This window comes from Nocardia sp. NPDC005746, assembly GCF_040630785.1.
Classification (GTDB): Bacteria; Actinomycetota; Actinomycetes; order Mycobacteriales; family Mycobacteriaceae; genus Nocardia.
Genome location: NZ_JBEXYE010000005.1, coordinates 414,389 through 437,801, shown reverse-complemented (window position 1 = coordinate 437,801; position 23,413 = coordinate 414,389). Strand labels below are relative to the sequence as shown.

Annotated in this window: 24 protein-coding genes; 14 read left to right on the top strand and 10 right to left on the bottom strand. The window is 68.9% G+C overall.

Annotated elements, in window-relative coordinates:
* Window positions 1-312: 312 nt before the first annotated feature.
* The 4 genes from ABZ412_RS13035 to ABZ412_RS13020 all read left to right on the top strand — a co-directional run bounded on the left by ABZ412_RS13035 (window position 313) and on the right by ABZ412_RS13020 (window position 7,212).
* Complete coding sequence (locus tag ABZ412_RS13035) at window positions 313-5,214, top strand: NAD-glutamate dehydrogenase (RefSeq protein WP_357279935.1); 4,902 nt, start codon at window positions 313-315, stop codon at window positions 5,212-5,214.
* 38 nt (window positions 5,215-5,252) lie between these two features.
* A complete protein-coding gene (locus ABZ412_RS13030; protein ID WP_357279932.1) occupies window positions 5,253-5,687 on the top strand; it encodes a thioesterase family protein in 435 nt (144 codons plus the stop codon).
* Between the two features lie 13 nt (window positions 5,688-5,700).
* Window positions 5,701-6,375, top strand: coding sequence for a hypothetical protein (locus tag ABZ412_RS13025; protein ID WP_357279930.1), 675 nt, complete (start codon window positions 5,701-5,703; stop codon window positions 6,373-6,375).
* Between the two features lie 105 nt (window positions 6,376-6,480).
* The gene (locus ABZ412_RS13020; RefSeq protein ID WP_357279928.1) at window positions 6,481-7,212 is read left to right on the top strand and encodes a dienelactone hydrolase family protein; all 732 of its coding nucleotides are present in this window, start codon (window positions 6,481-6,483) and stop codon (window positions 7,210-7,212) included.
* Window positions 7,213-7,228: 16 nt separating this feature from the next.
* Here ABZ412_RS13020 and ABZ412_RS13015 read toward each other — a convergent pair whose 3' ends face one another.
* Window positions 7,229-7,546: an AzlD domain-containing protein gene (locus tag ABZ412_RS13015; RefSeq protein WP_357279926.1), complete on the bottom strand. Its 318-nt coding sequence runs from the start codon at window positions 7,544-7,546 to the stop codon at window positions 7,229-7,231.
* On the bottom strand, window positions 7,543-8,253 hold the full coding sequence (locus ABZ412_RS13010; protein WP_357279924.1) for an AzlC family ABC transporter permease: 711 nt from the start codon (window positions 8,251-8,253) through the stop codon (window positions 7,543-7,545). The genes ABZ412_RS13015 and ABZ412_RS13010 overlap by 4 nt, the downstream gene beginning before the upstream one ends.
* A 93-nt stretch (window positions 8,254-8,346) precedes the next feature.
* Between ABZ412_RS13010 and ABZ412_RS13005 the strand changes: the two genes are divergently transcribed.
* Window positions 8,347-8,946 carry an XRE family transcriptional regulator gene (locus ABZ412_RS13005; protein ID WP_357279921.1) on the top strand — a complete coding sequence of 200 codons (600 nt, stop codon included), beginning with the start codon at window positions 8,347-8,349 and terminating at the stop codon, window positions 8,944-8,946.
* 30 nt (window positions 8,947-8,976) lie between these two features.
* Here the strand turns inward: ABZ412_RS13005 and ABZ412_RS13000 are convergent, their stop codons facing one another.
* On the bottom strand, window positions 8,977-9,339 hold the full coding sequence (locus tag ABZ412_RS13000; RefSeq protein WP_357279919.1) for a hypothetical protein: 363 nt from the start codon (window positions 9,337-9,339) through the stop codon (window positions 8,977-8,979).
* A 61-nt stretch (window positions 9,340-9,400) separates the two neighbouring features.
* Here ABZ412_RS13000 and ABZ412_RS12995 point away from each other — a divergent pair, with 61 nt between their 5' ends.
* On the top strand, window positions 9,401-9,856 hold the full coding sequence (locus ABZ412_RS12995) for a MarR family transcriptional regulator (RefSeq protein WP_357279916.1): 456 nt from the start codon (window positions 9,401-9,403) through the stop codon (window positions 9,854-9,856).
* Window positions 9,857-9,859: 3 nt separating this feature from the next.
* On the opposite strand, the gene ABZ412_RS12990 is transcribed toward ABZ412_RS12995, so the two are convergent.
* Window positions 9,860-10,588 (bottom strand): HNH endonuclease, encoded by a 729-nt coding sequence (locus tag ABZ412_RS12990; protein WP_357279914.1) that lies wholly within the window; start codon window positions 10,586-10,588, stop codon window positions 9,860-9,862.
* Window positions 10,589-10,888: 300 nt separating this feature from the next.
* Between ABZ412_RS12990 and ABZ412_RS12985 the strand changes: the two genes are divergently transcribed.
* From ABZ412_RS12985 to ABZ412_RS12965, 5 genes are all read left to right on the top strand, one after another.
* Window positions 10,889-11,293 (top strand): globin, encoded by a 405-nt coding sequence (locus ABZ412_RS12985; protein ID WP_357279911.1) that lies wholly within the window; start codon window positions 10,889-10,891, stop codon window positions 11,291-11,293.
* Between the two features lie 136 nt (window positions 11,294-11,429).
* Complete coding sequence (locus tag ABZ412_RS12980; RefSeq protein WP_357280011.1) at window positions 11,430-13,004, top strand: glycoside hydrolase family 13 protein; 1,575 nt, start codon at window positions 11,430-11,432, stop codon at window positions 13,002-13,004.
* A 100-nt stretch (window positions 13,005-13,104) separates the two neighbouring features.
* The gene (locus tag ABZ412_RS12975; RefSeq protein WP_357090307.1) at window positions 13,105-13,383 is read left to right on the top strand and encodes a hypothetical protein; all 279 of its coding nucleotides are present in this window, start codon (window positions 13,105-13,107) and stop codon (window positions 13,381-13,383) included.
* Window positions 13,370-13,837 (top strand): DUF5130 domain-containing protein, encoded by a 468-nt coding sequence (locus tag ABZ412_RS12970; RefSeq protein ID WP_357279909.1) that lies wholly within the window; start codon window positions 13,370-13,372, stop codon window positions 13,835-13,837. Before ABZ412_RS12975 ends, ABZ412_RS12970 begins: the two co-directional genes overlap by 14 nt.
* Window positions 13,838-13,981: 144 nt before the next feature.
* The gene (locus ABZ412_RS12965; RefSeq protein ID WP_357279906.1) at window positions 13,982-14,395 is read left to right on the top strand and encodes a helix-turn-helix transcriptional regulator; all 414 of its coding nucleotides are present in this window, start codon (window positions 13,982-13,984) and stop codon (window positions 14,393-14,395) included.
* A gap of 204 nt (window positions 14,396-14,599) precedes the next feature.
* Here ABZ412_RS12965 and ABZ412_RS12960 read toward each other — a convergent pair whose 3' ends face one another.
* Both ABZ412_RS12960 and ABZ412_RS12955 read right to left on the bottom strand, forming a co-directional pair.
* Window positions 14,600-15,187, bottom strand: coding sequence for an ATP-dependent Clp protease proteolytic subunit (locus ABZ412_RS12960; RefSeq protein WP_357279904.1), 588 nt, complete (start codon window positions 15,185-15,187; stop codon window positions 14,600-14,602).
* Window positions 15,184-15,786: an ATP-dependent Clp protease proteolytic subunit gene (locus tag ABZ412_RS12955; protein ID WP_357279901.1), complete on the bottom strand. Its 603-nt coding sequence runs from the start codon at window positions 15,784-15,786 to the stop codon at window positions 15,184-15,186. Before ABZ412_RS12955 ends, ABZ412_RS12960 begins: the two co-directional genes overlap by 4 nt.
* A gap of 179 nt (window positions 15,787-15,965) precedes the next feature.
* On the opposite strand from ABZ412_RS12955, the gene ABZ412_RS12950 reads away from it, so the two are divergent.
* Window positions 15,966-16,100 carry a hypothetical protein gene (locus tag ABZ412_RS12950; RefSeq protein WP_357279899.1) on the top strand — a complete coding sequence of 45 codons (135 nt, stop codon included), beginning with the start codon at window positions 15,966-15,968 and terminating at the stop codon, window positions 16,098-16,100.
* An 88-nt stretch (window positions 16,101-16,188) separates the two neighbouring features.
* Here ABZ412_RS12950 and pepN read toward each other — a convergent pair whose 3' ends face one another.
* Window positions 16,189-18,780 (bottom strand): aminopeptidase N, encoded by a 2,592-nt coding sequence (gene pepN, locus ABZ412_RS12945; protein ID WP_357279896.1) that lies wholly within the window; start codon window positions 18,778-18,780, stop codon window positions 16,189-16,191.
* A gap of 142 nt (window positions 18,781-18,922) precedes the next feature.
* Here pepN and ABZ412_RS12940 point away from each other — a divergent pair, with 142 nt between their 5' ends.
* Window positions 18,923-19,753 (top strand): phosphoribosylaminoimidazolesuccinocarboxamide synthase, encoded by an 831-nt coding sequence (locus tag ABZ412_RS12940; protein ID WP_357279893.1) that lies wholly within the window; start codon window positions 18,923-18,925, stop codon window positions 19,751-19,753.
* Here the strand turns inward: ABZ412_RS12940 and ABZ412_RS12935 are convergent.
* A complete protein-coding gene (locus ABZ412_RS12935; RefSeq protein ID WP_357279890.1) occupies window positions 19,750-20,436 on the bottom strand; it encodes an NAD(P)H oxidoreductase in 687 nt (228 codons plus the stop codon). The genes ABZ412_RS12940 and ABZ412_RS12935 overlap by 4 nt on opposite strands.
* A 116-nt stretch (window positions 20,437-20,552) precedes the next feature.
* Here ABZ412_RS12935 and ABZ412_RS12930 point away from each other — a divergent pair, with 116 nt between their 5' ends.
* Entirely contained in the window at window positions 20,553-21,497 is a 945-nt protein-coding gene (locus tag ABZ412_RS12930; protein ID WP_357279887.1) for an AraC family transcriptional regulator, read from the top strand.
* Between the two features lie 98 nt (window positions 21,498-21,595).
* Here the strand turns inward: ABZ412_RS12930 and ABZ412_RS12925 are convergent, their stop codons facing one another.
* Together ABZ412_RS12925 and ABZ412_RS12920 are read right to left on the bottom strand one after the other, a co-directional pair.
* On the bottom strand, window positions 21,596-23,005 hold the full coding sequence (locus tag ABZ412_RS12925; RefSeq protein WP_357279885.1) for a DUF6596 domain-containing protein: 1,410 nt from the start codon (window positions 23,003-23,005) through the stop codon (window positions 21,596-21,598).
* Window positions 23,005-23,406, bottom strand: coding sequence for a YciI family protein (locus ABZ412_RS12920; RefSeq protein ID WP_357279882.1), 402 nt, complete (start codon window positions 23,404-23,406; stop codon window positions 23,005-23,007). The genes ABZ412_RS12925 and ABZ412_RS12920 overlap by 1 nt, the downstream gene beginning before the upstream one ends.
* Between the last annotated feature and the right edge of the window lie 7 nt (window positions 23,407-23,413).

Below are 23,413 nucleotides of genomic sequence, written 5' to 3'. Positions count from 1 at the left end.
GCTCGACGATGTTTGCTGGACGGTTTACGGTTCGCTGGATGGCGTGCGGTGGCCGAAAAAGTGAACGGTTATCGAACAGCGAACTCAGCGGTTTCGCATTCGCACTAGTGCGTGAAAACTGTTTTGGTGCAAGGTTTGTCGGAGACGACCTGGCGATATCGGGCGAACATCTCACTCATCGAACCGTCCGGTTTGTCGGTATTGCGAGACGCGGCGTGGCATTGACAGGAATTCGACCCGGTACCTCCTGGGTCCAGCTACTCTCGCATCGGCGTCACTTTGTTACGGAACCGAATCCGAGGAGTTGGCGAAATGACGGTCTCGTCCGAACTGTCCAGCAAGGCCTGGGCCGCGAGTTTGCCCAAGTCGCTGGGCGGCAACCTCGTGTCCCTCGAGGAGGCATATTTCCGTCACGTCGACGCCGGCGACGCGGACTGCGCCATTCCCGCGACCTCCACACACATCTTCCGCTGCCACGTCGATCTGGCCGTGCGGCGCACCCCCGGCACCGCGAATGTCCATGTGTACCAGGCGGATGACGAGGCCGGGCTCGGCGTCGCCATCCAGTTGGTCACCGACGACATGCCGCTGCTCGTCGAGTCCGTCACCGCTTTCCTGAGCCGCATCGGCGTCAGCGTCAGCGAGGTCGTGCACCCTATTTTCGAGGTCACCCGAGACGCCGCGGGTCGCCTGGAGACCGCGGTGCCGCACGAGGTCGACGGCAATGGCGCGACCGGTCTGCGCGAATCCTGGATGCACGTGCAGCTGCATCCGGCAACCAGCCGCGCCCAGCTCGAGCGCATCGAGTCCGCGCTGCCCGACGTGCTCACCGACGTGCGCCGCGTCATCGAGGACACCGAGGCCATGCGCCAGGCCCACGAGCGTGTCGCCGGTGAACTCGACAGTGCCGCGGCCGCCGGCAGATCCGGCTTCCCGGCAGCCGACCTCACCGAGTGCGCCGACCTGCTGCGCTGGCTGGCCGACGGCCATTTCACCGTGCTCGGCTACGCCCGGTACGAACGCAGCACCGTGGACGGCCAGGCCAAGTCGATCATCGTCCCGGAGACCAGCCTGGGTGTGCTGCGCCCCAATGTCGGCACCGACTTCCGCGTCCCGGACAACAGTGGTGACCAGTCGCTGCTCATGCTGACCCAGGGCCTGGTCCCGGCCACCGTGCACCGCGCCGTCTACCCGTACTTCGTCGGCGTCGCCGAGATGGACGAATCGGGTGTGGTCACCGGTGAACACCTGTTCATCGGTGTCTTCACCGTCACCGCCCTGCACGAGAACGTGCTCGACATCCCGATCATCCGCCGCCGGGTGAAATCCATCATCGAATCCAGCGGCTTCGACCTGGACTCGTTCTCGGGCCAGGAGATGCTCGAGGTCATCCAGTCCTTCCCGCGCACCGAGCTGTTCTCCTCGCACGGCGACGCGCTGCGCCGCACCGCCAGCGCCGTGCTGAATGTCGGCATGCGCCGCCAGGTCCGCTTGTTCATGCGCCTGGACGGCTACGGCCGCTTCGTGGCCTGCATGGTGTACCTGCCACGTGACCGCTACACCACCCGCGTGCGCCTCGAGATGCAGGACATCCTGGTGCGCGAACTGGGCGGTGTCTCCATCGACTACTCGGCGCGGGTCTCCGAAAGCGACCTCGCCAGTGTGTATTTCACCGTTCGCCTGCCCGATGAGGGCACCGCGGTCGACACCACCGAGACCAACCGGCTGCGCATCCAGCACCTGCTGTCCGAGGCCAGTCGCACCTGGGACGACCACCTGCGCGACGAGGTGGCCACCTCCGCGGTCCTGGATCCGGCCGTGGCACAGCGCTACGCCGAGTCCCTGCCGGAGAGCTACAAGGAGGACTTCGATCCCACCCGCGCCATGGCCGACATCCTGCGTCTGCAGGGTCTGGCCGAGGGCGGCATCGATCAGCACCTCTACCGCTGGCCCGATTCCGCCCCGGGTTCGTGGCGTTTCACCCTCTATGTCGGCGGTGGCGGCATCTCGCTGAGCCAGGTGCTGCCGCTGCTGCAGAGCCTCGGCGTCGAGGTGATCGACGAGCGCCCGCACCAGGTCGACGGTGACCACGGCCCGGAACAGTGGATCTACGACTTCGGCCTACTGGCTCGCCCGGAACTGCTGCGCAGCGCCCTGGACCGGAACATGGACGCCGAACTGGTCGAGTCCGTGGGTCGCCTCGATGTGCTCGACGCCCAGGTGCGCGGGCTGCGCGTACGCTTCACCGAGGCGTTCGAGGCGCTCTGGTACGGCCGCGCCGAGGCCGACGGTCTCAATGAGCTGGTGCTGCGCGGCGGCCTGAACTGGCGCGCCGTCTCCATCCTGCGCGCCTACTCGAAGTACCTGCAGCAGGCCGGATTCCCGTACAGCCAGGCCGCCATCACCCGCGTGCTGCTGGCGTTCCCGGAGGCGGCGAGCATGTTCGTCGACCTGTTCTCCGCGCTCTTCGATCCCGATTCGGCCAATGCCGAACATGCCGTGGAGCTGGAGGCCGCGGTCCGCCGCCGGATCGACGACGTGGTGAGCCTGGACGCCGACCGCATCCTGCGCGCCATCCTCGGCCTGATCAAGGCCACCCTGCGCACCAACTACTACGTCCTCGACGCCGAGGGCAGGCCGCGGGACTACCTGTCGTTCAAGGTGGAACCGCGCGAGATCACCGAATTGCCCAAGCCCCGTCCGCAATTCGAGATCTTCGTCTACTCGCCTCGGGTCGAGGGCGTGCACCTGCGTTTCGGCCCGGTCGCGCGCGGCGGTCTGCGCTGGTCGGACCGCCTGGAGGATTTCCGCACCGAGGTCTTGGGCCTGGTCAAGGCGCAGGCGGTGAAGAACGCCGTGATCGTGCCGGTCGGCGCGAAGGGCGGATTCGTGGTGAAGCAGCCCCCGGCCGCCACCGCCGATCCGGTCGCCGACCGCCAGGCGCTGCAGGCCGAGGGCATCGCCTGCTACCGCACCTTCATCTCCGGCCTGCTCGATGTCACCGACAATGTCGATCGCGCCACCGGGGCGGTGCTGCCCCCGGCCCGGGTGCTGCGCCGCGACGCCGACGACACCTACCTGGTGGTCGCCGCCGACAAGGGCACGGCCACCTTCTCCGATATCGCCAATGACGTTGCCCAGCAGTACGGTTTCTGGCTCGGCGACGCCTTCGCCTCGGGCGGTTCGGTGGGCTACGACCACAAGGCCATGGGCATCACCGCCAAGGGCGCGTGGGAGAGCGTGAAGCGGCATTTCGCCGAGATGGACATCGACACCCAGTCCGAGGACTTCACGGTGGTCGGCGTCGGCGACATGTCCGGGGACGTGTTCGGCAACGGCATGCTGCTCTCGCGGCACATCCGCCTGCTCGCGGCCTTCGACCACCGGCACATCTTCCTGGACCCGAATCCCGACGCGGCCACGTCGTTCGCCGAGCGTGAGCGCATGTTCGCCCTGCCGCGCTCGTCCTGGGCCGACTACGACAGGTTGCTGATCAGCACCGGCGGCGGCGTCTACGACCGCACGGTCAAGTCGATTCCGGTCAGCGAGCAGGTGCGTGCGGCCTTGGGGCTGGCCGCCGATGTCACCTCGCTGTCCCCGCCGGAGATGATCCGCGCCATCCTGTTGTCCCCGGCCCAGCTGCTGTGGAACGGCGGCATCGGTACCTACATCAAGGCCTCCACGGAGACCAATGCCGAGGTGGGTGACAAGTCCAATGACGCGGTCCGGGTGAACGCGAACGCCCTGCGCGTCACCGTGATCGGCGAGGGCGGCAACCTGGGCGTCACCGCGCACGGCCGCATCGAGTTCTGCAAGCACGGCGGCAAGATGAACACCGACGCGCTCGACAACTCCGCCGGTGTGGACTGCTCGGACCACGAGGTCAATATCAAGGTCCTGCTCGACGGCGTGGTCTCGGCGGGCGAGCTGTCCCAGGCCGAACGCAATCCGCTGCTGGCGTCGATGACCGACGAGGTCTCGGCGCTCGTGCTGCAGGACAACGTGTCCCAGAACTATCTGATGGGCATGTCCCGGGCCGAGGCCCCGCGCATGCTGAATGTGCATCAGCGCCTCATCGAGGATCTCGAGGACCGCCGCGGTCTGGACCGCGAGCTCGAGGCGCTGCCCGCGGACGTGGAGCTGAAGCGGCGCATCGAGGAGGGCGCGGGCCTGACCTCGCCCGAGTTGTCGAATCTGATGGCGCACGTGAAGCTTTCGCTCAAGGCCGACCTGCTCACCAGCGACCTGCCCGACACCGCGTACTTCGCGGCACGGGTGTCGCAGTACTTCCCGACCCCGCTGCGCACCCGGTTCGGCACGGCCATCAAGCGGCACCGCCTGCGCCGCGAGATCACCAGCACCATGCTGGTGAACGAGGTGGTCGATCTCGGCGGCATCACCTACGCCTTCCGGCTGGGCGAGGAGATCGGGGCGTCGGCCTCCGACGCGGTGCGCGCGTTCACCGCCGCCACTCAGATCTTCGATCTGCACACGGTGTGGAAGACCATTCGCGCCGCGGAGGTCTCCACGGGCATGAAGGACGCGCTGGAGCTGGAGACCAAGCGCACGCTGGACCGCGCCTCGCGCTGGCTGCTCAACAACCGCCCGCAGCCGGTCGCGGTGGGCGCGGAGATCCACCGCTACTCGCAGGGCGTGCGCACACTCGCGCCGAAGGTGCCGGGCTGGCTGCGCGGCCACCACATCGACACACTCAACGAGCAGTCGCAGGCCATCGCCGAGCAGGGCGTGCCCGCCGAGCTGGCCACCGCGGTGTTCGGGCTGCTGAACCAGTTCCCGCTGTTGGACGTGCTCGACATCGCCGATATCACCGATCGCAGCGGTGAGGAGGTGGGCGCGCTGTACTACGCGCTCAACGATCACCTGAAGATCGATTGGCTGCTGCAGGCGGTCAGTCACCTGGAACGCGGCGACCGCTGGCACGCGCTGGCCCGGCTCGCCCTGCGCGACGACATGTACGGGTCGCTGCGCTCGCTCACCCTCGACGTGCTCTCCGCCGGCGACCCGGAAGAGACCGCCGAGGAGAAGATTGCATACTGGGAGTCGAAGAATCAGTCCCGATTGGGCCGCGCACGCTCTGCCCTGTCGGAACTTTTCGAGTCCGGAACCCACGACCTGGCCACGCTGTCGGTTGCGGCGCGGCAGGTGCGCAGCATGGTGAGTGGGGTGGGTGCGCAATCGGAGGTACCGCGTTGACGATCGGTTCGCTGAACGGCCTAGCAGCAGGCCCGGGTGTGACGGACACGGCCACATCCGGCCGCTTCCATACCCCCGTGGAGGTCCGCTGGTCGGATATGGACGCCTTCCAGCACATCAACCATGCCCGCATGGTGACGCTGCTGGAGGAAGCCCGGATCCCGTGGCTGTTCCTCGACGAGCGACCGACCGTCAAGCTGCGGGCCGGTTGTGTGCTGGCCGACCTGCGGGTGCAGTACAAGGGCCAGCTGCGCCACGAGGATTCGCCGTTGGACGTCTCCATGTGGATCGAGCGGCTGCGCGCCGTGGACTTCACCGTCGGCTACGAGGTGCGCGCCGCGGGCGCGTCCCCGGACTCCCCGCCGGCGGTGGTCGCCTCCACCCAGTTGGCCGCCTTCGACATCGACACCCAGCGCCTACGCCGCCTCACCACCGAGGAACGCGACTACCTGTCGCTGTGGCTGGCCGACTGACCCGAGAACCGTCTTGTCGGGACAACTGACCCTGCACGTTCCGGATCCCGCGGAACGCGAGAACCTGGCCACCTTCCTCACCCACGCCGTCCGGCTCGACCCGGCGGCGGTCATCCGCCTGCGCCGGCGCGGAGACCGCTTCGTCTCCGCTTGGGCCGCCACCGGATTCGAGGCGCTGGCCGTCCGCACCGTGGTCGCCGAACTCGGGACGGACGATGTGACCGTCGGCGCGGACGCCGTCCTCGCCGGGCTGCACGGGCCCGGCGCCAGCGCCGCGTTCGGGCTGGGCTTCGCCATGGATTCCGCCTGGCACGGGGCCCTGCCGCCGGAGAACGGCTTCGTCCACGTCGAGGATGTGCCCGCGCGCATGCTCGTGGAATTGGCCGAGCGCGGCGCGGAGGTGGCGCAGGAGCACGGCGGGAAACACGGCCCGCCCGCGGCGCTCTTGGACCAGACCGTGCTCACCGTCTCCAATGCCGGTGAGCGGGTCGAGGTGCCAATGCGGGTGGTGTTCGCGCTGGCCGCCATGGATTTCATTCCGCACGGCGGCGAGAAGACCGACTCCCGGCGCATCTCCGTCGACGAGATCGTGCGGGTCCGCGCGGCCCGCACCTGGCTGCGCCTGGACGCTCGCTACGGGTCGGTGGCCCGCCGCCGCGGACCCGCCCTGCCGCTGCTGACGCACTGAGCCCCACGGCCCGTTTCGAAAGATGATGTGTCCCATCGGCTGTTCGATGGGACACATCGCCGGATCGATGGCCCGTGCCTCCGCCCGCCGCACTACGTTTGGCATATGACAGCTGTCGCGATCGAGACCGGGTGGGTCGACCTGAAGGTCGGAGACACCGTGATGAGCGCCTATGTGGCTCACCCCGCCGAGCCCGGCGCCTACCCGGGAGTCGTTGTCGGACACGAGATCTACGGCCTGCACGCCACCGCGAAGCAGGCCACCGAGCGCATCGCGGCCCTCGGCGCGATCGCCATCCTGCCGGATCTGTTCCATCGGCGGGCGCCGCGCGCCGACCTGGAGTTCGGGGGAGAGGGACGTGAGCGCGGTCTGGAACTGCTGCGCACGCTGAGCCGACCCGAGGTGCTCTCGGACATCTCCGCCTGCCTGGACGAACTGCGCGGCCGGGAAGCCACCTCCCTGAACATGGTCGGTTTCAGCGCGGGCGGCCACATCGCCTACTACGCCGCGACGCAACTCCCGCTGGCCGCGACCGCCGCTTTCTATCCCGGCTGGCTCACCAATACCGATATCCCGCTGTCCACCCCTGAGCCGACCATCGAGGCCACCCCCGGCATCACCGGCAGCATCCTGTTGTTCTTCGGCGGCCTGGACCCGCTGATCGACGCCGAGGCGCGGGACGAGCTCGAAGAAGCCTTGACGGCCAATGACATTCCGCACGAGATCGTGCTTTACGAGGACGCCCCGCACGGCTACGTCTACCCGGGTCGCGACTGGTACCGCGCCGAACTCGCCGAGGATTCCTGGACCCGCATCGCGGACCTGCTCGGCCGCTGAGGTTCCCGAGCGGAGATCAGTGCACGCCGAGCATCCGTAGCCCGGCGGTGACGACCGCGGCCGACAGGATCACCACGATCAGCGGCGCCCGCCGCCAGGCCAGCACGGCCGCGACCAGCACCCCGGCGGGCAGCGCCCACCCGAATCGACTTCCGCCCGAAGGCATCAGCGTGGTGACGGCCAGCGCGGTGAGCAGCACGACCGAGGCGATCTCGAGCAGCCGGACCGTGCGCTGCGAGATCCGGACGCGGCTCCGTAACAGCGGCCCGGCGAACCGGAACGCGAAGGTGCCCACGGCCAGTGCCATGGTGGCCATCAACAGGGTCTTCGTCATCGGGCCGCGCTCACGGTCGAATCCGTGGTGGCGTCGTCGGATCCCGCGCGGCGGGCGACCAGCAGGACCGCGCCCAGCGCGAGCAAAACAGGCAGACCCGCGCCGAGGAACGGCGTGGTCGCGGCGGCCACGGCCGCACCGGCCAGTGCGGCAGTGCGCGTGAGGGAGTCACGCAGGGCCGGAAGGACGAGGGAGAACAGCACCGCCGGGAAGACGGCGTCCAATCCGAAGATGTTCGGGTCGGGCACGACCGAGCCGAGGATCGCGCCGACGGCCGCGCCCAGCGGCCAAGCGGCCAGCACAGCGAGTCCGCACAGCCAGTAGGCGGCGCGACGGCGGTCGCGGTCGGGCTGCGACAATGCCATGGCGACGGATTCGTCGTTCATGACGTGGGTCCCGAGCAGTCGCCGCCAGCCGGTGCCGACCACATCGGGCACGGACAGGCCATAGGGCACGTGCCGCGCATTGACGAGCAGCCCGGCCAGCACGGCCGCGACCAGCCCGCCACCGGCGGTGAGGATGCCGATGAAGACGAATTCCGAGCCCCCGGCCACCACCGCCACGCTCAGGAGAACCGGCAGCCAGCCGGGCAGTCCCGAGGTCACCGCGGTAGCGCCGTAGGACACGCCGATCAGGGCGACTGCCAGGCAGATCGCCGCGATTCCTGTGAGCACACCCCGATCGAGTGTTCGCCATGCCGAACGCATGTTTTCTATAATGAACACACCCGGCCGGGTTCGTCAAAGGGGCGTGCCGGAGGAAAGGGTGAGACCGTCCGGGCCGGTACTGTGAACGCCATCATGACCCAGCAGTCCGACCGCTCCGCACCGGCGTCCCCGCCGGACGCGATTCCCCCCTCTCCGCAGGAGGCGATCGCCGCCGCGCTGCGCCGGGAGCGCGCCCGCTCCGGGCTGTCGCTGACCGAGGTCGCCAAGCGGGCCGGGATCGCGAAATCCACGCTGTCCCAGCTGGAATCGGGCTCCGGCAATCCCAGCATCGAAACCCTGTGGGCGCTGTGCATCGCCCTCGACATCCAGTTCTCGCGGCTGCTGGACCCGCCGACGCCGCAGGTGCAGGTGATTCGCGCGGGCGAGGGCCCGGTGCTCGCCTCGGCCCAATCGGAGTACCGGACCACGCTGCTCGCGGCCTCCCCGCCCGCCGCGCGACGCGACGTGTATCGCGTCACCGCCGAGCCTGGCCACCCCCGCGACTCGGCGCCGCACTCGCGCGGCGTCGTCGAGCACATCGTGCTGTGCGCCGGTCGTGCCAAGGTTGGGCCCGCCGAGGATCCGGTCGAGCTCGAGCCCGGCGACTACATCTGCTATCCCGGCGATATGCCCCACGTCTTCGAAGCCCTCGAGCCGGGCACCTGGGCGCTGCTGGTCAGCGAATACAGCTGATCCTCGAATGACCCTGTCGCCACAGGGTTTTCACTGCACCGTCAGCCACCAGGCGGACAGCAGATGCACTGCCGCCAGCCCGACGCAGGTGGCGGCCATCGGCCAATTGCGCCGTCCCGCACCGATGATCGCGTCCCCGATCTGAGCCAGCCCGGCCACCACCAGGACCGGCGCGAGCCCGTCGCGCGCCCCGGCCGCGAGCAGGATCAGCACCACGATGCTCAGTGGCACCGCCCGGGCTCCGTATCCGTAGGCGAAAAACCTTGTCCCCGCGTTGATCCGGCCGCCGTCCGGCATCGCGAGCGCGGGCCGCGCCATGCCCACCACGCTGGAGATTCCGGAGATCAAGGCGACCGCTCCATTGGCGATGGCGATTCCCGTGTACGCGTCCATGTCGTTCACTCCAATAATCATTCACGCTCTGAATGGTTCGAGCAGAAGTATCATCGGACCCGTGAACGATGTCAAGAAGTCGACCGGGCTCCCGAAGACCGTCGCGTTCCGCCTCGGCACCGTCGGCGCGGTGGTCGCGGACCGATTCGCCGCGCGCATCGAGCCGCTCGACCTCAAGCCCAAGCACGCGGGCCTGATGACCGCGCTGAGCCACGGCGAGGCCGCCTCGCAGCAGGAGTTGGCGGGCCGGCTCGGCGTCGCGCCGAGTCTGGTGGTGGCGCTGGCCGATCACCTGGAACGGCTGGGCGCGATCGAACGCGTGCGGGACCCCGCCGATCGCCGGCGGCAGGTGCTCACGCTCACCGAACCGGGGCATGCCCTGCTCGCGGCATGCGAACAGGCCGCGCGGGAACTCGACGCGGAGCTCACCGCCGGATTGCGGCCCGACGAGCGCACGGCTCTACGGCGTGCGCTCGGCGTACTGGCCGCCGAAGCCGGGCTGCCGACAGGCGAGTGACGGCTAGGCCGCGCCCTCGCCCAGGTACTGCAACCACGTCGGGTCCAATTCGGAGCTGGCCGACAGCAGCCGCCAGTGCGGGCCCTTGGGCGCGACCATCGGATGGTGCAGGGCCCAGCCCAGTTCGCTCAGCAGCTTGTCCGCTTTGCGGTGATTGCAGGGCGCGCAGGACGCCACGCAGTTCTCCCACGAATGGGCTCCGCCGCGGCTGCGCGGAATGACGTGATCGATGGTCTCGGCCTTGCCGCCGCAATAGGCGCAGCGGTAGCGGTCGCGATGCATGAGGGCGGCGCGGGTCATGGGTACCCGTGCCCGGTACGGAACGCGCACGTAGTTGCGTAGTCGGATGACCGAGGGGAGTGACACCGAGGTCCCGGCGGAATGCACGACCGGACCCTCCGGATTGTCGTGCACGGTATCGGCCTTGTCGCAGATCAGCAGCACGATGGCGCGGCGCGCGGACAGGGCCGTGAGTGGCTCGTATGTGGCGTTGAGCAGCAGCACGCGGCGTTTGGCCCAGGCGGGAACGGGTGCTGCGGTGGGTGGGTGATGCGAGTGTTCGCGGTGGTCGCCCGGATGGGCGGGCTCGGGATGAGCGCCCGGATGATGCTCGGCATGAGAATGTTCGGACAGTAAGTGCAGCGGAGTAGCCCCCGACCCACGATTGTGGACATCGGCGGGCTGGAGTTGTCGATGCGTCCGCGCCTCACGGGCGCCGTGCCGCTGCTTCATGGGCCATACCCCGGTTTCGTATTCGTCCGATTGTGTGGTATCTCGGCAGACTGCCACCCAGTTGACCATGGAACGGCGCGCAATGCCATCTCTTTCGACACATTGTCAGACACATTCGGATGAACACCGCGTGACGGTGTTTTATCTGCCCCTCCGCTGCGCTGCGGGGCGGGTTCGCGGCCCCCGAAGTCTCGGTTCTTCCCTTCTCCGCTCGTCCGCTTCGCTTCCCCGCTCCTTCGGTCCGGAATCGAGACGGGCCGCGAACTTCGGGCGGGTGCGGGGGCTAATTAGACTCGAGGCGTGACTTCCGGCGAGCAGACTCAGATCTCCTTCTTCGAGGCCGTGGGCGGGCAGGCGACGTTCCATCGGATCGTGGCCGCCTTCTACCGCGAAGTGGCCGCGGACGAGGTGCTGCGGCCGCTGTACCCGGAAGAGGATCTGGGTCCCGCCGAGCGTCGGTTGCGGATGTTCCTGGAGCAGTACTGGGGCGGCCCGCGGACCTACTCCGACGAGCGTGGCCACCCGCGGCTGCGGATGCGGCACCACCCGTTCAAGGTCGGTCCGATCGAGCGGGACGCGTGGCTGCGGGCCATGCACATCGCGGTGGCGGAGATCGAGCCGGAGGTGCTCGATGACGCGCATCGCAAGCAGTTGCTCGACTACTTCGAGATGGCCGCCAATTCGCTCATGAACTCGCCTTTCTGATTGTTGCCGCAGAAGTCGCAGCTTTCCACGGGGATTCAGGTCGGTCGTGGCTGTCCGCTGATCATTTGCTGAATCTGGACAAGTACTTCCGACGCGCCCGCGAAAGCCGCTGTGCTTTGGCACCATTACCGCTGTGATGGACGATCTCGCCGAACTGCCCTGGTGGCGCTCGGCCGTGTTCTACCAGGTGTATCCCCGTTCCTTCGCGGACTCCGACGGCGACGGTGTGGGTGATTTAGGCGGATTGCGCGAGAAGCTGGGCTATTTGGAGCTGCTCGGCGTGGACGCCTTGTGGATCTGCCCGGTCATGCGCTCGCCCATGGCCGACGGCGGCTACGACGTGTCCGACCCACGTGACATCGACCCGCTGTTCGGCGGCCAGGCCGCCCTGGACGAGGTCATCGCCGAGGCGCACGACCGGGGCATGCGGGTGACCATGGACCTGGTTCCGAATCACACCAGCGATCAGCACCGGTGGTTCCGGGAGGCGCTGGCGGCCGGGCCGGGCAGCCCGGAGCGGGCGCGCTACTGGTTCCGGGACGGTCGCGGCCCGGATGGCGCACTGCCGCCGAACAACTGGCCGAGCATCTTCGGCGGCCCGGCCTGGACCCGGGTGTACGAACCCGACGGCAGGCCCGGGCAGTGGTACCTGCACATCTTCGCGCCCGAGCAGCCGGACCTGAACTGGGAAAACCAGGAGGTCGCAACCGATTTCGAACAGACCTTGCGGTTCTGGCTGGATCGCGGTGTGGACGGTTTCCGCCTGGATGTCGCGCACGGCATGGCCAAACCCCCGGGCCTGCCGGACATGGAGCGCATCGACACCCGCATGCTGCACCTCGAGGACGAGGATCCGCGGTTCAACAACGCGGGGGTGCACGAGATCCACCGGCGCGTGCGCAAGGTGATGGACGAGTATCCGCACGCGGTCGCCATCGGTGAGGTGTGGGTCAACGACAACGCCCGCTTCGGCGAGTACGTGCGCGCCGACGAACTGCACCTGGCCTTCAACTTCCGCCTCGCCCAGACGCCCTTCGATCCGGACCGCATCCGTACGGCCGTGGACAATTCGCTGCACGCGGTGGCGGGCGTCGGCGCGACGCCCACCTGGACGCTGTCCAACCATGACATCGAACGCGAGGTCACCCGCTATGGAGACGGCCCGGTCGGGCAGGCCCGGGCGCGGGCCATGATCATGCTGGAGCTGGCGCTGCCGGGCGCGGTATTCGTCTACAACGGAGCCGAATTGGGCCTGGCCAATGTGGACGATCTGCCGGAGTCGGCGCTGCGCGACCCCACCTGGGAGCGATCCGGCCACACCGTGCGCGGCCGCGACGGCTGCCGGGTGCCGCTGCCCTGGGAGGGTGCGCGGCCGCCGTTCGGGTTCACGACGGGTGTGCCGTGGTTGCCGATGCCGCCGGAGTGGGCGGGGATGAGCGTGGAGCGGCAGCTGGAACGGTTGGATTCCATGCTGTCGCTGTACCGGATGGCGATCGAATTGCGGGCCGTCCGTCCGGAATTCGCCGGGTCGGGTGTCGAGTGGTACAGGAGCCCGCCGGGCTGTCTGGCGTTTCGGCGCGAGGGCGGGCTGTTGTGCGTGCTCAATGCCACCGACTCGCCGATTCTGCTGCCCGCGGGGGAGGTGTTGCTGACCAGCGCTCCGCTGGCCGGTCGCAAACTCCCGGCGAACTCGACGGCCTGGTTGGTCTGATCGGCGAGGTTTCGCCGGTCCGAAAGGTGAATGTCACGACACGGCCGCACTAACCCTTACCGGTCGTAGTAGTCGCGGGGCGATCGACTACCGTTGGGCCGTGAGCATTCTCCAGACAGTGCTGATCTACGTCGGCATCCCGGTCGCGATCTATCTCGCGATCGCCGGATTGTCGTTCCTCGGCAAGCCGCTGCCCGGCGAGAAGCCGGAACACTACGAACTCGGTGCGAAGTGGACCCAGCCTCCGGTGCTGTGGAGCGCGACCGACGAGGTGACCGGGTCCGGCCACCACGACACTGCTGATTCGCATGGACACCATGCGGCTATCGAAACCGCCAACGCGGAGCTGATCGGAGGCCGGGCAAGTGGCAAGTTCTAATTGGCCCGCGGTGAACGAGGCCGACCTGCCCCACGGTTGGGCCCTCACCTCCAGCGGACGCGTCTCCGGTGTGCACGAGGCCGGCGACGTCTTCAAGGAAGCGCCGTTCAGCGACCGTGAGCGGCTGCTCATGGACAATGCCCTCACCGACGCCACCCGCGCCACCAAGGTGCGCTTCAACGTCTACATCGGCGACCTGGGCGCCGACTCCGCCGCCGGCGTGGACGCGCTGTTCCCGGCCACCCCGGAGGCCGCCCGCTCGGTCCTGATCGCGGTGGACCCGAACACCAGCTCCGTCGAGGTCCGCTCCGGCCACGAGATCGCCGAGCGCGCCAACGACCGCGTCTGCCAGCTCGGCGCGACCGCCGCCACCAGCTCCTTCCGTCAGGGTGAGCTGATCGACGGCCTGGTCTCCGCGGTGCGCGTGATGGCCGCCGCCATCGGCCGCGTCTAGCCGGTTTCCGATCCGACGAGGGACGCCCGGGGCTCGAGCCCCGGGCGTCTTTTCGCGTGTGCCGGGCCTTCGAGCGTTCGCCGCGGAGTTCGCTCTCAGCAGATCGAGGCGCGACGCCCGGGCCAGGCACTTTACGCTCGGTGTATGTCCGAGCATCCGCGTCTGAAGGCGCTTCCCGGTGGTCTGGATCGAGCAGGCCGGTCGGTACGGCCTACGGCATCACCCGCGCCCGTCCGCGAGCGCGCGGATCGGGAACCGCTGTGGCGCGAGGCGCTCGGCGAGCGATTGCGCTCGATGCGGCTGGACCTGGGGGAGAAGCTCACCGAAACCGCTGGGCGGGCCGGGATCTCGCCGCAGTACCTCTCCGAGGTCGAGCGCGGTCGCAAGGAACCGTCGAGCGAGATGATCGCCGCGCTGGCCGGAGCCCTCGGCGTCAGCGTGGGCGGACTCACCCGCCAGGTCGCCGAGGAGCTGCTGCGGACCCGTCTGGTCCCCGCCGCACCGCCCGCGGTGCCGCACCGCTACGCCGGTCAGGTCATGCTGTCGCTGGCCGCCTGACCCGCGCACCGGCCGCCCGCGCCGCGCCGCCGCGCGGGTCGGCCGTTTCCCGCGCAGCCTCCGGAGACCGTGCCCTACAGTTCTGATGAGCCGTAATTGGTTGTGGATCAAGACAATTCGTGACGGCCGGTTCGGGGCACGGTCTCCTGGCCGAATGGTTGGGAGGCGGTGCTCTCCATCACCACGAGTGCGAACCGACGGCTCTCAGCGCGGGCCGAGCAGTTGGTCGGCGAGGCCGTAGGCGATGGCGGTTTCGGCGGTGAAGACACGGTCGCGGTCGGTGTCGCGGCGGAGGGTTTCGGCGGGCTGGCCGGTGTGGGTGGTGAGGATGGCTTCGATCTGGGCGCGCATGCGGACGATTTCGTCGGCTTGGAGGATGAGGTCGGGGATGGTGCCCTGGCCCCGGATCGCGGGCTGGTGCAGGACGATTCGGGAATGGGGGAGGACGTTGCGGCGGCCTTTCGCGCCACCGGCGAGCAGGACCGCGCCGACGGCGATGGCCTGGCCGACGCAGGTGGTCACGACGGGCGACGAGATGTGCTGCATGGTGTCGTAGATGGCGAGCATGGCGGGCAGTTCGCCGCCCTCGCAATTGATGTAGAGGTTGATGTCCTGGCCGGGGCTCTCCGCGTCCAGGTGCAGGAGTTGCGCGATGAGGGCGTTGGCGACGCCGGAGTCGATGGGGGTGCCGAGGTAGACGATGCGCTCGCTCAGCAGGTGCGAGTAGACGTCCATGATCCGTTCGCCGCGCGGGTCGCGGGTGATGACGTTCGGAATCGTGTAGGTGCTCATGCCGAGATCCCCAGTTTCTGTCGCGCGGGGACCACCTGCTGGAAGGAGTCCACGATGTGGTCGATGAAGCCGTAGTCGCGGGCCTGTTCCGCGGTGAACCACCGGTCGTGGAGCGAATCCTCGAAGATCTGGTCGTAGGGCTGACCGGTGTCCTCGGCGATCAGGCCGAGCACGGTCTGCACCGTGTAGCGCAGGTCGTCGGCCTGGACCTCCACCTCGACGGCGCTGCCGCCGATGCCCGCCGAGCCCTGGTGCATGAGGATGCGGGCGTGCGGCAGGGCGTAGCGGTGGCCGGGAGTGCCCGCCGAGAGCAGGAATTGTCCCGCGCTGCATGACAATCCGAGCGCCAGTGTCGACACCGGGCACGGCACCAGGCGCATCACGTCGCGGATGGCGAGCATGGCCGGCACCGAGCCGCCGGGCGAGTGGATCCACAGCGAGATCCCCGCTTCCGGATCCTCGGCCGCCAGCGTCAGCATCTGGGTCATCAGCAGCGTGCCGTTGTCGTCGTCTAGCCCACCGTCCAGCACCAGGACCCGCCGGGCGAAGAGTTGCTCCCTGGTGCTCCAGTTGAACATCGGAGTCTTGTTGTCTGCCATACCTTCACGGTGCCGCAGTCGGCCCCCGGAAGTCGCGCCCCGCTGCTGTGGGCAGATCCGCTCTGAGCAGCGGGAATTCGAGCCCCCTGGATCGGGGGCACCGGTTCGGAGGTCTTCAGATCGAGGGTTGCAAGGCCCTAATCTGCTGAAGGGTTGGGAAATCCGAGAGAGGACAAAGCATGACCTTCGTCGCCACCTCCACCGGCAGTGATGTCGGCAGCCTGGCCGCCGCCCTGTTGAAGCTGCTGGGCATCACGTCGATGTGCACGATCTCGGCGAACTGGGCCGGGTGCAACCCCGGCCAGGTCTGGTAGAGGGGCTGATCCTCCACACACACAACAGCGCCTCCCGAAGGTTCGGGAGGCGCTGTTGTGTGTGGAAGGTGTTGCCGGGCAGCGCTTTCTAGCCGCGATCGAACGCGCGGGCGCGCAGCGAGCGTTCGATGCCCGCCTTGCCCTCGACCACCAGGCGGCGCAGCGCCGGCGGGTGGTCGCCGCCGAGGAACTTGTCGGCCACGGCGACGGCTTCCTCGGTGACGGCCCAGTGCGGGTAGAGGCCGACGACGACGGTCTGGGCGACCTCGCTGGAGCGGCGGTCCCACACCGCGGCGATATCGGCGAAGTAGCGCTCCACGAACGGGCTGAGCAGCTCGGACTGCCCCGCCGGCGCGAAGCCCGCGACGATGGCGCGCGCGGTGATGTTGGGCACCGTGTCGTCACCCATGACGGTGTCCCACGCCGATTCCTTGACCGCCGACTGCGGGCGGGCGGTGGATGCCGCGGCGGCCTGGCGGCGGCCCGCAGCGGTGTCGTCGCGGGCGAGTTCGGAGTCGATGACCGGGGTTTCGATGCCGTCGGAGTCGATGGCTCCGGCGGCGGCCAGCGCCTGGGTGATGCGCCAGCGCAGGTCGGTGTCGATGGTCAGGCCGGGCAGGCCCGCGCCCTCGGGGTCCTCGGCGCGCAGCTGGCGCAGCACCTGGATGTGCTGCGGGGACAGCAGCGCGCCGGTGAGCGCATTGACGAACGCCAGCTGGTGGTCCGAGCCGGCACCGGCGGCGCGGGCCAGTTCCAGCAGCCGGTCGGCGTAGGCGGGCCAGCCCTCGGTGCGCGCCCACTCCGGGTCGGCGTAGGCGCTGAGCGCGGTGCTCGCCTGCATGAGAAGCCGCTGCACGACGCCGATCTCGGTTTCCGCGCCGACGCCGCGCTGCACCAGCGCCACGAAGTCGCGGGCCTTCATCTCGGCCTGGCGGGTCATCTCCCAGGCCGCGGACCAGGCCAGGGTGCGGGGCAGCGGTTCGGCGATGTCGGCAATGCGGGCCACCACGGTGTCGAGCGAGTCGGCGTCGAGGCGGACCGAGCAGTAGGTGAGGTCGTCGTCGTTGACCAGCACCAGCTTGCCGCGGCCGACGCCGATCAGCTCGGGCACGTCGGTGCGCTCAGCCGCGTCCACGTCGAGCTCGACGCGCTTGGTGCGCACCAGCTTTCCGTCCTGGTCGTCGTAGATGCCGATGGCGAGCCGGTGCACGCGCCGCTCACCGGCACCGGGCTCGGCACCGTCCTGCACGACCGCGAAGGAGGTGAAGTTGCCGGCGTCGTCCACGGTGAAGTCGGGGCGCAGGATATTGAGGCCCGTGGTCTTGAGCCACTGCGCGCCCCAGTCGGACAGGTCGCGGCCCGACGCCTTCTCCAGCGCGCCCACCAGATCATTGAAAGTGGCGTTGCCGTAGGCGTGTTCGGTGAAGTAGTCGCGCAGACCGGCCAGGAACGGCTCCTCGCCGACGTAGGCCACCAGCTGCTTGAGCACGGAAGCGCCCTTGGCGTAGGTGATTCCGTCGAAGTTGACCTCGACAGCGGCCAGGTCGGGGATGTCGGCGGCGATCGGGTGGGTGGAGGGCAGCTGGTCCTGCCGATAGGCCCACGACTTCTCGACATTGGCGAAAGTGGTCCAGGCGTTGGTGTATTCGGTCGCGCCGACCTGGCACAGCACCGACGCGAAGGTGGCGAACGACTCGTTCAGCCACAGGTCGTCCCACCACTTCATGGTGACCAGATCGCCGAACCACATGTGCGCCATCTCGTGCAGTACGGTCTCGCAGCGGCGCTCGTAGGACGCGCGGGTCACCTTGGAACGGAAGACGTAGTCCTCGAGGAAGGTGACGGCGCCGGCGTTCTCCATGGCGCCCGCGTTGAATTCGGGCACGAACAGCTGGTCGTACTTGCCGAAGGCGTAGGGCACGCCGAAATTGGCGTGGTAGAAACCGAAGCCCTGCTTGGTCTCGGTGAAAAGCCGTTCATGGTCCATGAACGTGGCCAGCGAGGCGCGGCAGTAGATGCCGAGCGGGATCTCGCCGTGCGAATCCTGGTAGGAGTCGGTCCATTTCGCGTACGGCCCGGCGATGAGGGCGACCAGATAGGTGCTCATGCGCGGGGTGGTGGCGAAGGTGTGGCGGACGACGGCGCCGAGCCGGTGGGTGTCGGTGACGGCACCGTTGGAGATGACCTCCCAGTCCTCGGGCGCGGTCACGACCATGTCGTAGGTGGCCTTGAGGTCGGGCTGGTCGAAGCAGGCGAACATGCGCTTGCAGTCGGCGGTCTCGAACTGCGAGTACAGGTAGACCTTGTTGTCGGTGGGGTCGACGAAACGGTGCAGGCCCTCACCGGTGTTGGAGTACTCGCCGTCGGCCTCGATCACCAGCTCGTTGTTCGCGGCCAGGTCGGGCAGGGTGAGGCCCTGCTCCTCGTCGTAGCCGCTCACGTCCAGGTCGACGCCGTTGAGCACGGCCGAGCGCAGGCCCGCGCCCACGAAGTCGATGAAGGTCTGCGCACCCGGCGTCGCGGTGAAGGTCACCGTCGCCTTCGAGTGGAACGTCTCACTGCGAGGCGCGTCGGCGCTGGTGGGCTGGCCGGTGAGGTCCAGCTCGACCTTGTAGTTCTCCACCTGGACCGTGGCGGCGCGTTCGATGGCCTGCTCGCGGGTGAGATTCGGTGCGGACAAGGAGGCTCCTTAGCTCTCGGAGAACTGTGCGGCAGTAGCCAGCTTGCCATGCCCGGGGTCGCGCGGTTGGGCGTGTCCGATGCGAGGACGGCCACCCACTAGGCTGGGCGGCGGCAGCTATCGCCCAGCACGAGGAGGACCGTTGAAGCACATCCACGCCGGTAAGGTGCGCGACCTGTACGAGGACGGCGATTCGCTGATCCTGGTCGCATCCGACCGGGTGTCGGTGTACGACGTGGTGCTGCCGACCCCGATCCCGGACAAGGGCGCGCTGCTCACCCAGCTGTCGAACTGGTGGTTCGGCTTCTTCTCCGATGTGCCCAACCACATTCTGTCCACCACCGACGTGCCCGTCGAGTTCGCGGGCCGCGGCGTGCGGGTCAAGCCGCTGAAGATGGTGAAGGTGGAGTGCATCGCGCGCGGCTACCTGACCGGCGGCGGCCTGGCCGAGTACAACCGCACCGGCACCGTGTCCGGCATCGCGCTGCCGCCGGGCCTGCGCGACGGCGACAAGCTGCCCGAACCCATCTTCACCCCCACCACCAAGGCCGACGAGGGCCACGACGAGCCGATCAGCTTCGCCGACGTGGTGAACCAGGAGGGCAAGGAGGTCGCCGACAAGCTGCGCGACCTGACCCTCGAGATGTACTCGCGCGGCGCCGACCACGCCGCCGCCAACGGTGTCATCATCGCCGACACGAAGATCGAACTCGGCTGGGACGGTGACGTTCTCACCGTCGGCGACGAGGTGCTGACCTCGGACTCCTCCCGCTTCTGGCCCGCCGACGACTACGAGCCGGGCCGCCCGCAGAAGTCGTTCGACAAGCAGTTCGTGCGCGACTGGTCCACCTCCACGGGGTGGAACAAGGAGTACCCGGGCCCGGAGATTCCGGCCGACATCATCGACGTGACCCGCCAGAAGTACAAGCAGGCCTACGAACTCATCACCGGCAACGCCTGGACCGGCGTCTAGGCCGGAACCGCCTCGGCGGCAAGGAAGTTCGTGACGAACTCGTCGGCCCGGCGCTCCAGATCGGCGTACTGGGCGACCCGTTCGGCGCCGACGGTGGCCGGGTCGATGAGCAGTTGCCCGTCGGCGTCGAGCCGCTGACGGCGTTCCTCGGCGTCGGGCAGCAGGCCGACGCTCGAATGGGAGAAGCCGCAGTAGTAGGCGATTCCCATATTGAGCTGGCCATCCAGTGACTGCTGGAGGAAGTCCACGAGGGGGTCGCCCGCGGCCATTCCGGCCAGGCCGAGCCACAGCATGCGCTTGCCCGCCAGGCGAGGCTTGCTGCGGCCGTAGGCGAATCCGTAGTTCCACACGCGGTCGATCCAGCCCTTGAGCAGCGCGGGGACGCTCGCCCAGTAGACGGGGAAGACCGCGATCACCACGTCGGCGGCGAGGATGCGGTCCATGTGCTCGTGGACCTCGGGGGAGTAGAGCTTCTCGCGATTGCCCCAATCCGGCTGGTCGGCCTCGATCATGCGGGGATCGAAGCCCTCGGCCCGCAGGTCCAGCAGGTCGACGCGGTAGCCGTCGGACTCCAGCCGGGCGGTCGTGCGGGCGGCGAGGTGCGCGGTCAGGGAATCGGATCGGTGGTGGGCGACCACGACCAGCGCGGTGCGGGCGGGCTGATCGATACCGTCGTGCGACAAGGGATTCCTCCTGGATCCGGGTGGTTGTTTGCTGTGCTCCCAGTACACCCGCCCGGATGTAGACGATCCATGGGTGAAAAGCTCGGCCTGATAGGAATTCGTCTACCCTCGATGAGGTGGATCCTTTGAGTAAGTTGCTGAGCGGTATTCGAGCCGAAGGCGCCGTGGTCACCCACGCGGTGATGCCCGCACCCTGGACGATCCGCTTCGCCGACCGTGCGCCACTGACGATGATCACCGTCATGCGCGGAGGCGGGACGCTGCTGCTGCCGGACGGCGACCGTCGGACACTCGAGGCGGGCGATACCGCACTGGTGCGTGGCCCGGGCGACTTCCGGCTTGTCTCAGGTGATTTCGACAGCGGCGAGCCCGGGGCGGACGCTGCCGCTCCGGCCGAGTACGAGATCTCCTGCTTCGCCGTCGATTCCGAGTGCGCGGGTGAGGAACTCGGCGGAATCCACTGGGGCAGTGACGCCGACGCCACCGCCCTGATGGTGGGCGCCTACCGCACCTCCTTCCGTCGCCACGAACGTCTCCTGCGTGCGCTCCCAGCGGTATTGGTGGTCAGGGAGGACTACGAATCCTGCGGCTGGTACGAGTCGGCCGCCGCCTCCGCCGTACTGCAGAGCGCGGGCTCGCAGGCCATGATGGACCGCCTGCTCGACTGGAGCCTGGTCTGCACCCTGCGCACCTGGTTCGACCAAGCCGGACCTGAGGCGCCGACCTGGTTCCGCGGCCTCGCCGATCCGGTCATCGCCCCCGCGCTGCAATCGATCCACACGACCCCCGGCGCACCCTGGACCGTGGCCTCGCTGGCCGCCGAAGCCGGGGTCTCCCGGGCGCTCTTCGCCAAACGCTTCACCGCCGTGATGGGGCAACCGCCGCTGGCCTACCTCACCGAATCGCGGATGGACGAAGCCGAGGAACTCCTCACCGACACCGACCTGACCATCGCCCGTATCGCCACATCGGTCGGCTACGCGGATCCATTCGGCTTCTCCGCCGCCTTCAAACGCCATCGCGGCGTGAGCCCCACCGCCTTCCGCACGTCCGCCGCCTGAGGCGCGCCGCGGCAGAGACGGCGGCTCCGCGGTTACGTGGACGGCGGCCACCGCGCCGGGATCGCGGACACGCGGGATCGGATCTGCCCCGCGAAATCTCAACCACGACGCAGGCGGGCGGCGCGGATCGTGAGGTAGTCGCGTTCGGGGAGGCTGGTGGTGCTGCGCGCGGCCGCCGTGTAGCAGGCGACGGCTTCCTCGTGGTCGCCGGCCATTTCGTGCAGGTGGCCACGGACGGCATCGAGGCGGTGGTTGCCCGGCAGCGACTCCGCGAGGGTGTCGGCGAGGTCCAGACCGGCCTGCGGCCCGTGCACCATGGCGGTGGCGACCGCGCGGTTGAGGGTGACCATCGGGTTGGGGGACTGGCGTTCGAGGGCGTTGTACAGCAACAGGATTCGGGGCCAGTCGGTGTCCTCGGGCCGCAGCGCCTGCGCGTGCAGGGCGGCGATGGCGGCCTGGATCTGATAGGGGCCGATGAGTCCGCGGCTGACCGACGCGGTCGCCAGGCGCACCCCCTCGATGATCATCTCCCGATCCCACAGCCCGCGATCCTGTTCGGCGAGCGGGATCAGTTCGCCGTGCTCGCCGGTACGGGCGGCGCGCCGGGCATCGGTCAGCAGGAGCAGTGCGAGCAGGCCGGTGACCTCGGGATTGTCCGGAAGTACGCGATACAGCGCCCGGGCCAGCCGAATCGCCTCGCTCGACAGGTCGCCGCGGCGTAGTCGCTCGCCGCCGCTGGTGTGGCCTTCGGTGAAGATCAGGTACAGCACCCGCAGCACACTGTCCAGGCGCGTATTCCATTCCCCGCGTTGCCCGTTCGATTCCGCGGGCATGGCGAAGGGGCGGTCCTCCTCCGCGATGCGCTTCTTGGCGCGGGTGATCCGTTGCGCCATGGTGCGTTCCGGGAGCAGGAAGGCCCGGGCGATCTCCTCGGTGGTGAGCCCGCCCACCGCGCGCAGGGTCAGGGCGATCGCGCTCGCGGGCGACAGTGCGGGGTGGCAGCACAGGAAGAATAACGTGAGCGTGTCGTCGCGGTCCTCGGTCCCGGTATCGGGGGCAGCTCGGCCGGTGGCCGCGCCGCCCGGATCGGCCGTGCCGCGGATACCGGATGCCCCGGAGGACGCGGCCGCACGGCTCGCACCGTCCGCGCCGGGTGCGGCGGCCAGCTGGTCGAGTCCCGTCTCCGACAGCGCGGCGACGACGGCGTCGGCCGGGTCGGGGGTCGCCGTGCCCAGGCGTTCCGGGTCGCGGATCGCGTCGGCGGTCTCGCGGTTGCGGCGGGCGGAGTCGGCGCGGATGGCGTCGACCATGCGGCGCGCGCCGACCTGGATGAGCCAGCCGCGCGGGTTGCCGGGCAGGCCGTCGGCGGGCCACTGGGTGGCGGCGGCGAGCAGGGCTTCCTGGAGGGCGTCCTCGGCGGCGTCGAAATCGCCGTAGCGGCGGACGAGCGCGCCGAGGACCTGCGGGGCGAGTTCGCGCAGCAGGTCCTCGATCGCGGTGTGCGGCATCAGAGTTCGGCGGCGGGGGCGCTCATGATCTGCCGGACCTCGATGTACTCGCCGATCGGCTTGCCGCCGGGGCCGGGCGCGGCCGAGGCCTGGGCGGCGATCTCGACGGCCCGGTCGGGAGCATCGACGTCGACGATCCAGTACCCGGCCAGCAGCTCCTTGGTCTCGGGGAACGGGCCGTCGGTGACGACCGGCGCGGACCGGCCGTCGGAACTGACGGTGATCGCCTGCCCCGGGTCGGCGAGGCCCTGCGCTTCGACCAGCTCGCCGGACTTGGCCAGCTGCTCGCCCAGGGTGCGCTGGAAGTCGATGTGCGCCTGGATCTCCTCGGGCGCCCACTGGTGGATCGGGGTGTCGCAGAAAGCGGCCGGGGTGTAGGACTTGATCAGCATGTACTTCATGGTCGGC

What these genes read in the sequence shown, in the direction of transcription:
- ABZ412_RS12950 (WP_357279899.1), top strand. Translation starts at nt 15,966, where the DNA reads ATGACCTTCGTCGCCACCTCCACCGGCAGTGATGTCGGCAGCCTGGCC.
- ABZ412_RS13015 (WP_357279926.1), bottom strand. Translation starts at nt 7,546, where the DNA reads ATGACGAAGACCCTGTTGATGGCCACCATGGCACTGGCCGTGGGCACC.
- ABZ412_RS12960 (WP_357279904.1), bottom strand. Translation starts at nt 15,187, where the DNA reads ATGAGCACCTACACGATTCCGAACGTCATCACCCGCGACCCGCGCGGC.
- ABZ412_RS12920 (WP_357279882.1), bottom strand. Translation starts at nt 23,406, where the DNA reads ATGAAGTACATGCTGATCAAGTCCTACACCCCGGCCGCTTTCTGCGAC.
- ABZ412_RS12980 (WP_357280011.1), top strand. Translation starts at nt 11,430, where the DNA reads ATGGACGATCTCGCCGAACTGCCCTGGTGGCGCTCGGCCGTGTTCTAC.
- ABZ412_RS12925 (WP_357279885.1), bottom strand. Translation starts at nt 23,005, where the DNA reads ATGCCGCACACCGCGATCGAGGACCTGCTGCGCGAACTCGCCCCGCAG.
- ABZ412_RS12955 (WP_357279901.1), bottom strand. Translation starts at nt 15,786, where the DNA reads ATGGCAGACAACAAGACTCCGATGTTCAACTGGAGCACCAGGGAGCAA.
- ABZ412_RS12965 (WP_357279906.1), top strand. Translation starts at nt 13,982, where the DNA reads ATGTCCGAGCATCCGCGTCTGAAGGCGCTTCCCGGTGGTCTGGATCGA.
- ABZ412_RS13000 (WP_357279919.1), bottom strand. Translation starts at nt 9,339, where the DNA reads ATGGACGCGTACACGGGAATCGCCATCGCCAATGGAGCGGTCGCCTTG.
- ABZ412_RS12990 (WP_357279914.1), bottom strand. Translation starts at nt 10,588, where the DNA reads ATGAAGCAGCGGCACGGCGCCCGTGAGGCGCGGACGCATCGACAACTC.
- ABZ412_RS13005 (WP_357279921.1), top strand. Translation starts at nt 8,347, where the DNA reads ATGACCCAGCAGTCCGACCGCTCCGCACCGGCGTCCCCGCCGGACGCG.
- ABZ412_RS13035 (WP_357279935.1), top strand. Translation starts at nt 313, where the DNA reads ATGACGGTCTCGTCCGAACTGTCCAGCAAGGCCTGGGCCGCGAGTTTG.
- ABZ412_RS13010 (WP_357279924.1), bottom strand. Translation starts at nt 8,253, where the DNA reads ATGCGTTCGGCATGGCGAACACTCGATCGGGGTGTGCTCACAGGAATC.
- ABZ412_RS13020 (WP_357279928.1), top strand. Translation starts at nt 6,481, where the DNA reads ATGACAGCTGTCGCGATCGAGACCGGGTGGGTCGACCTGAAGGTCGGA.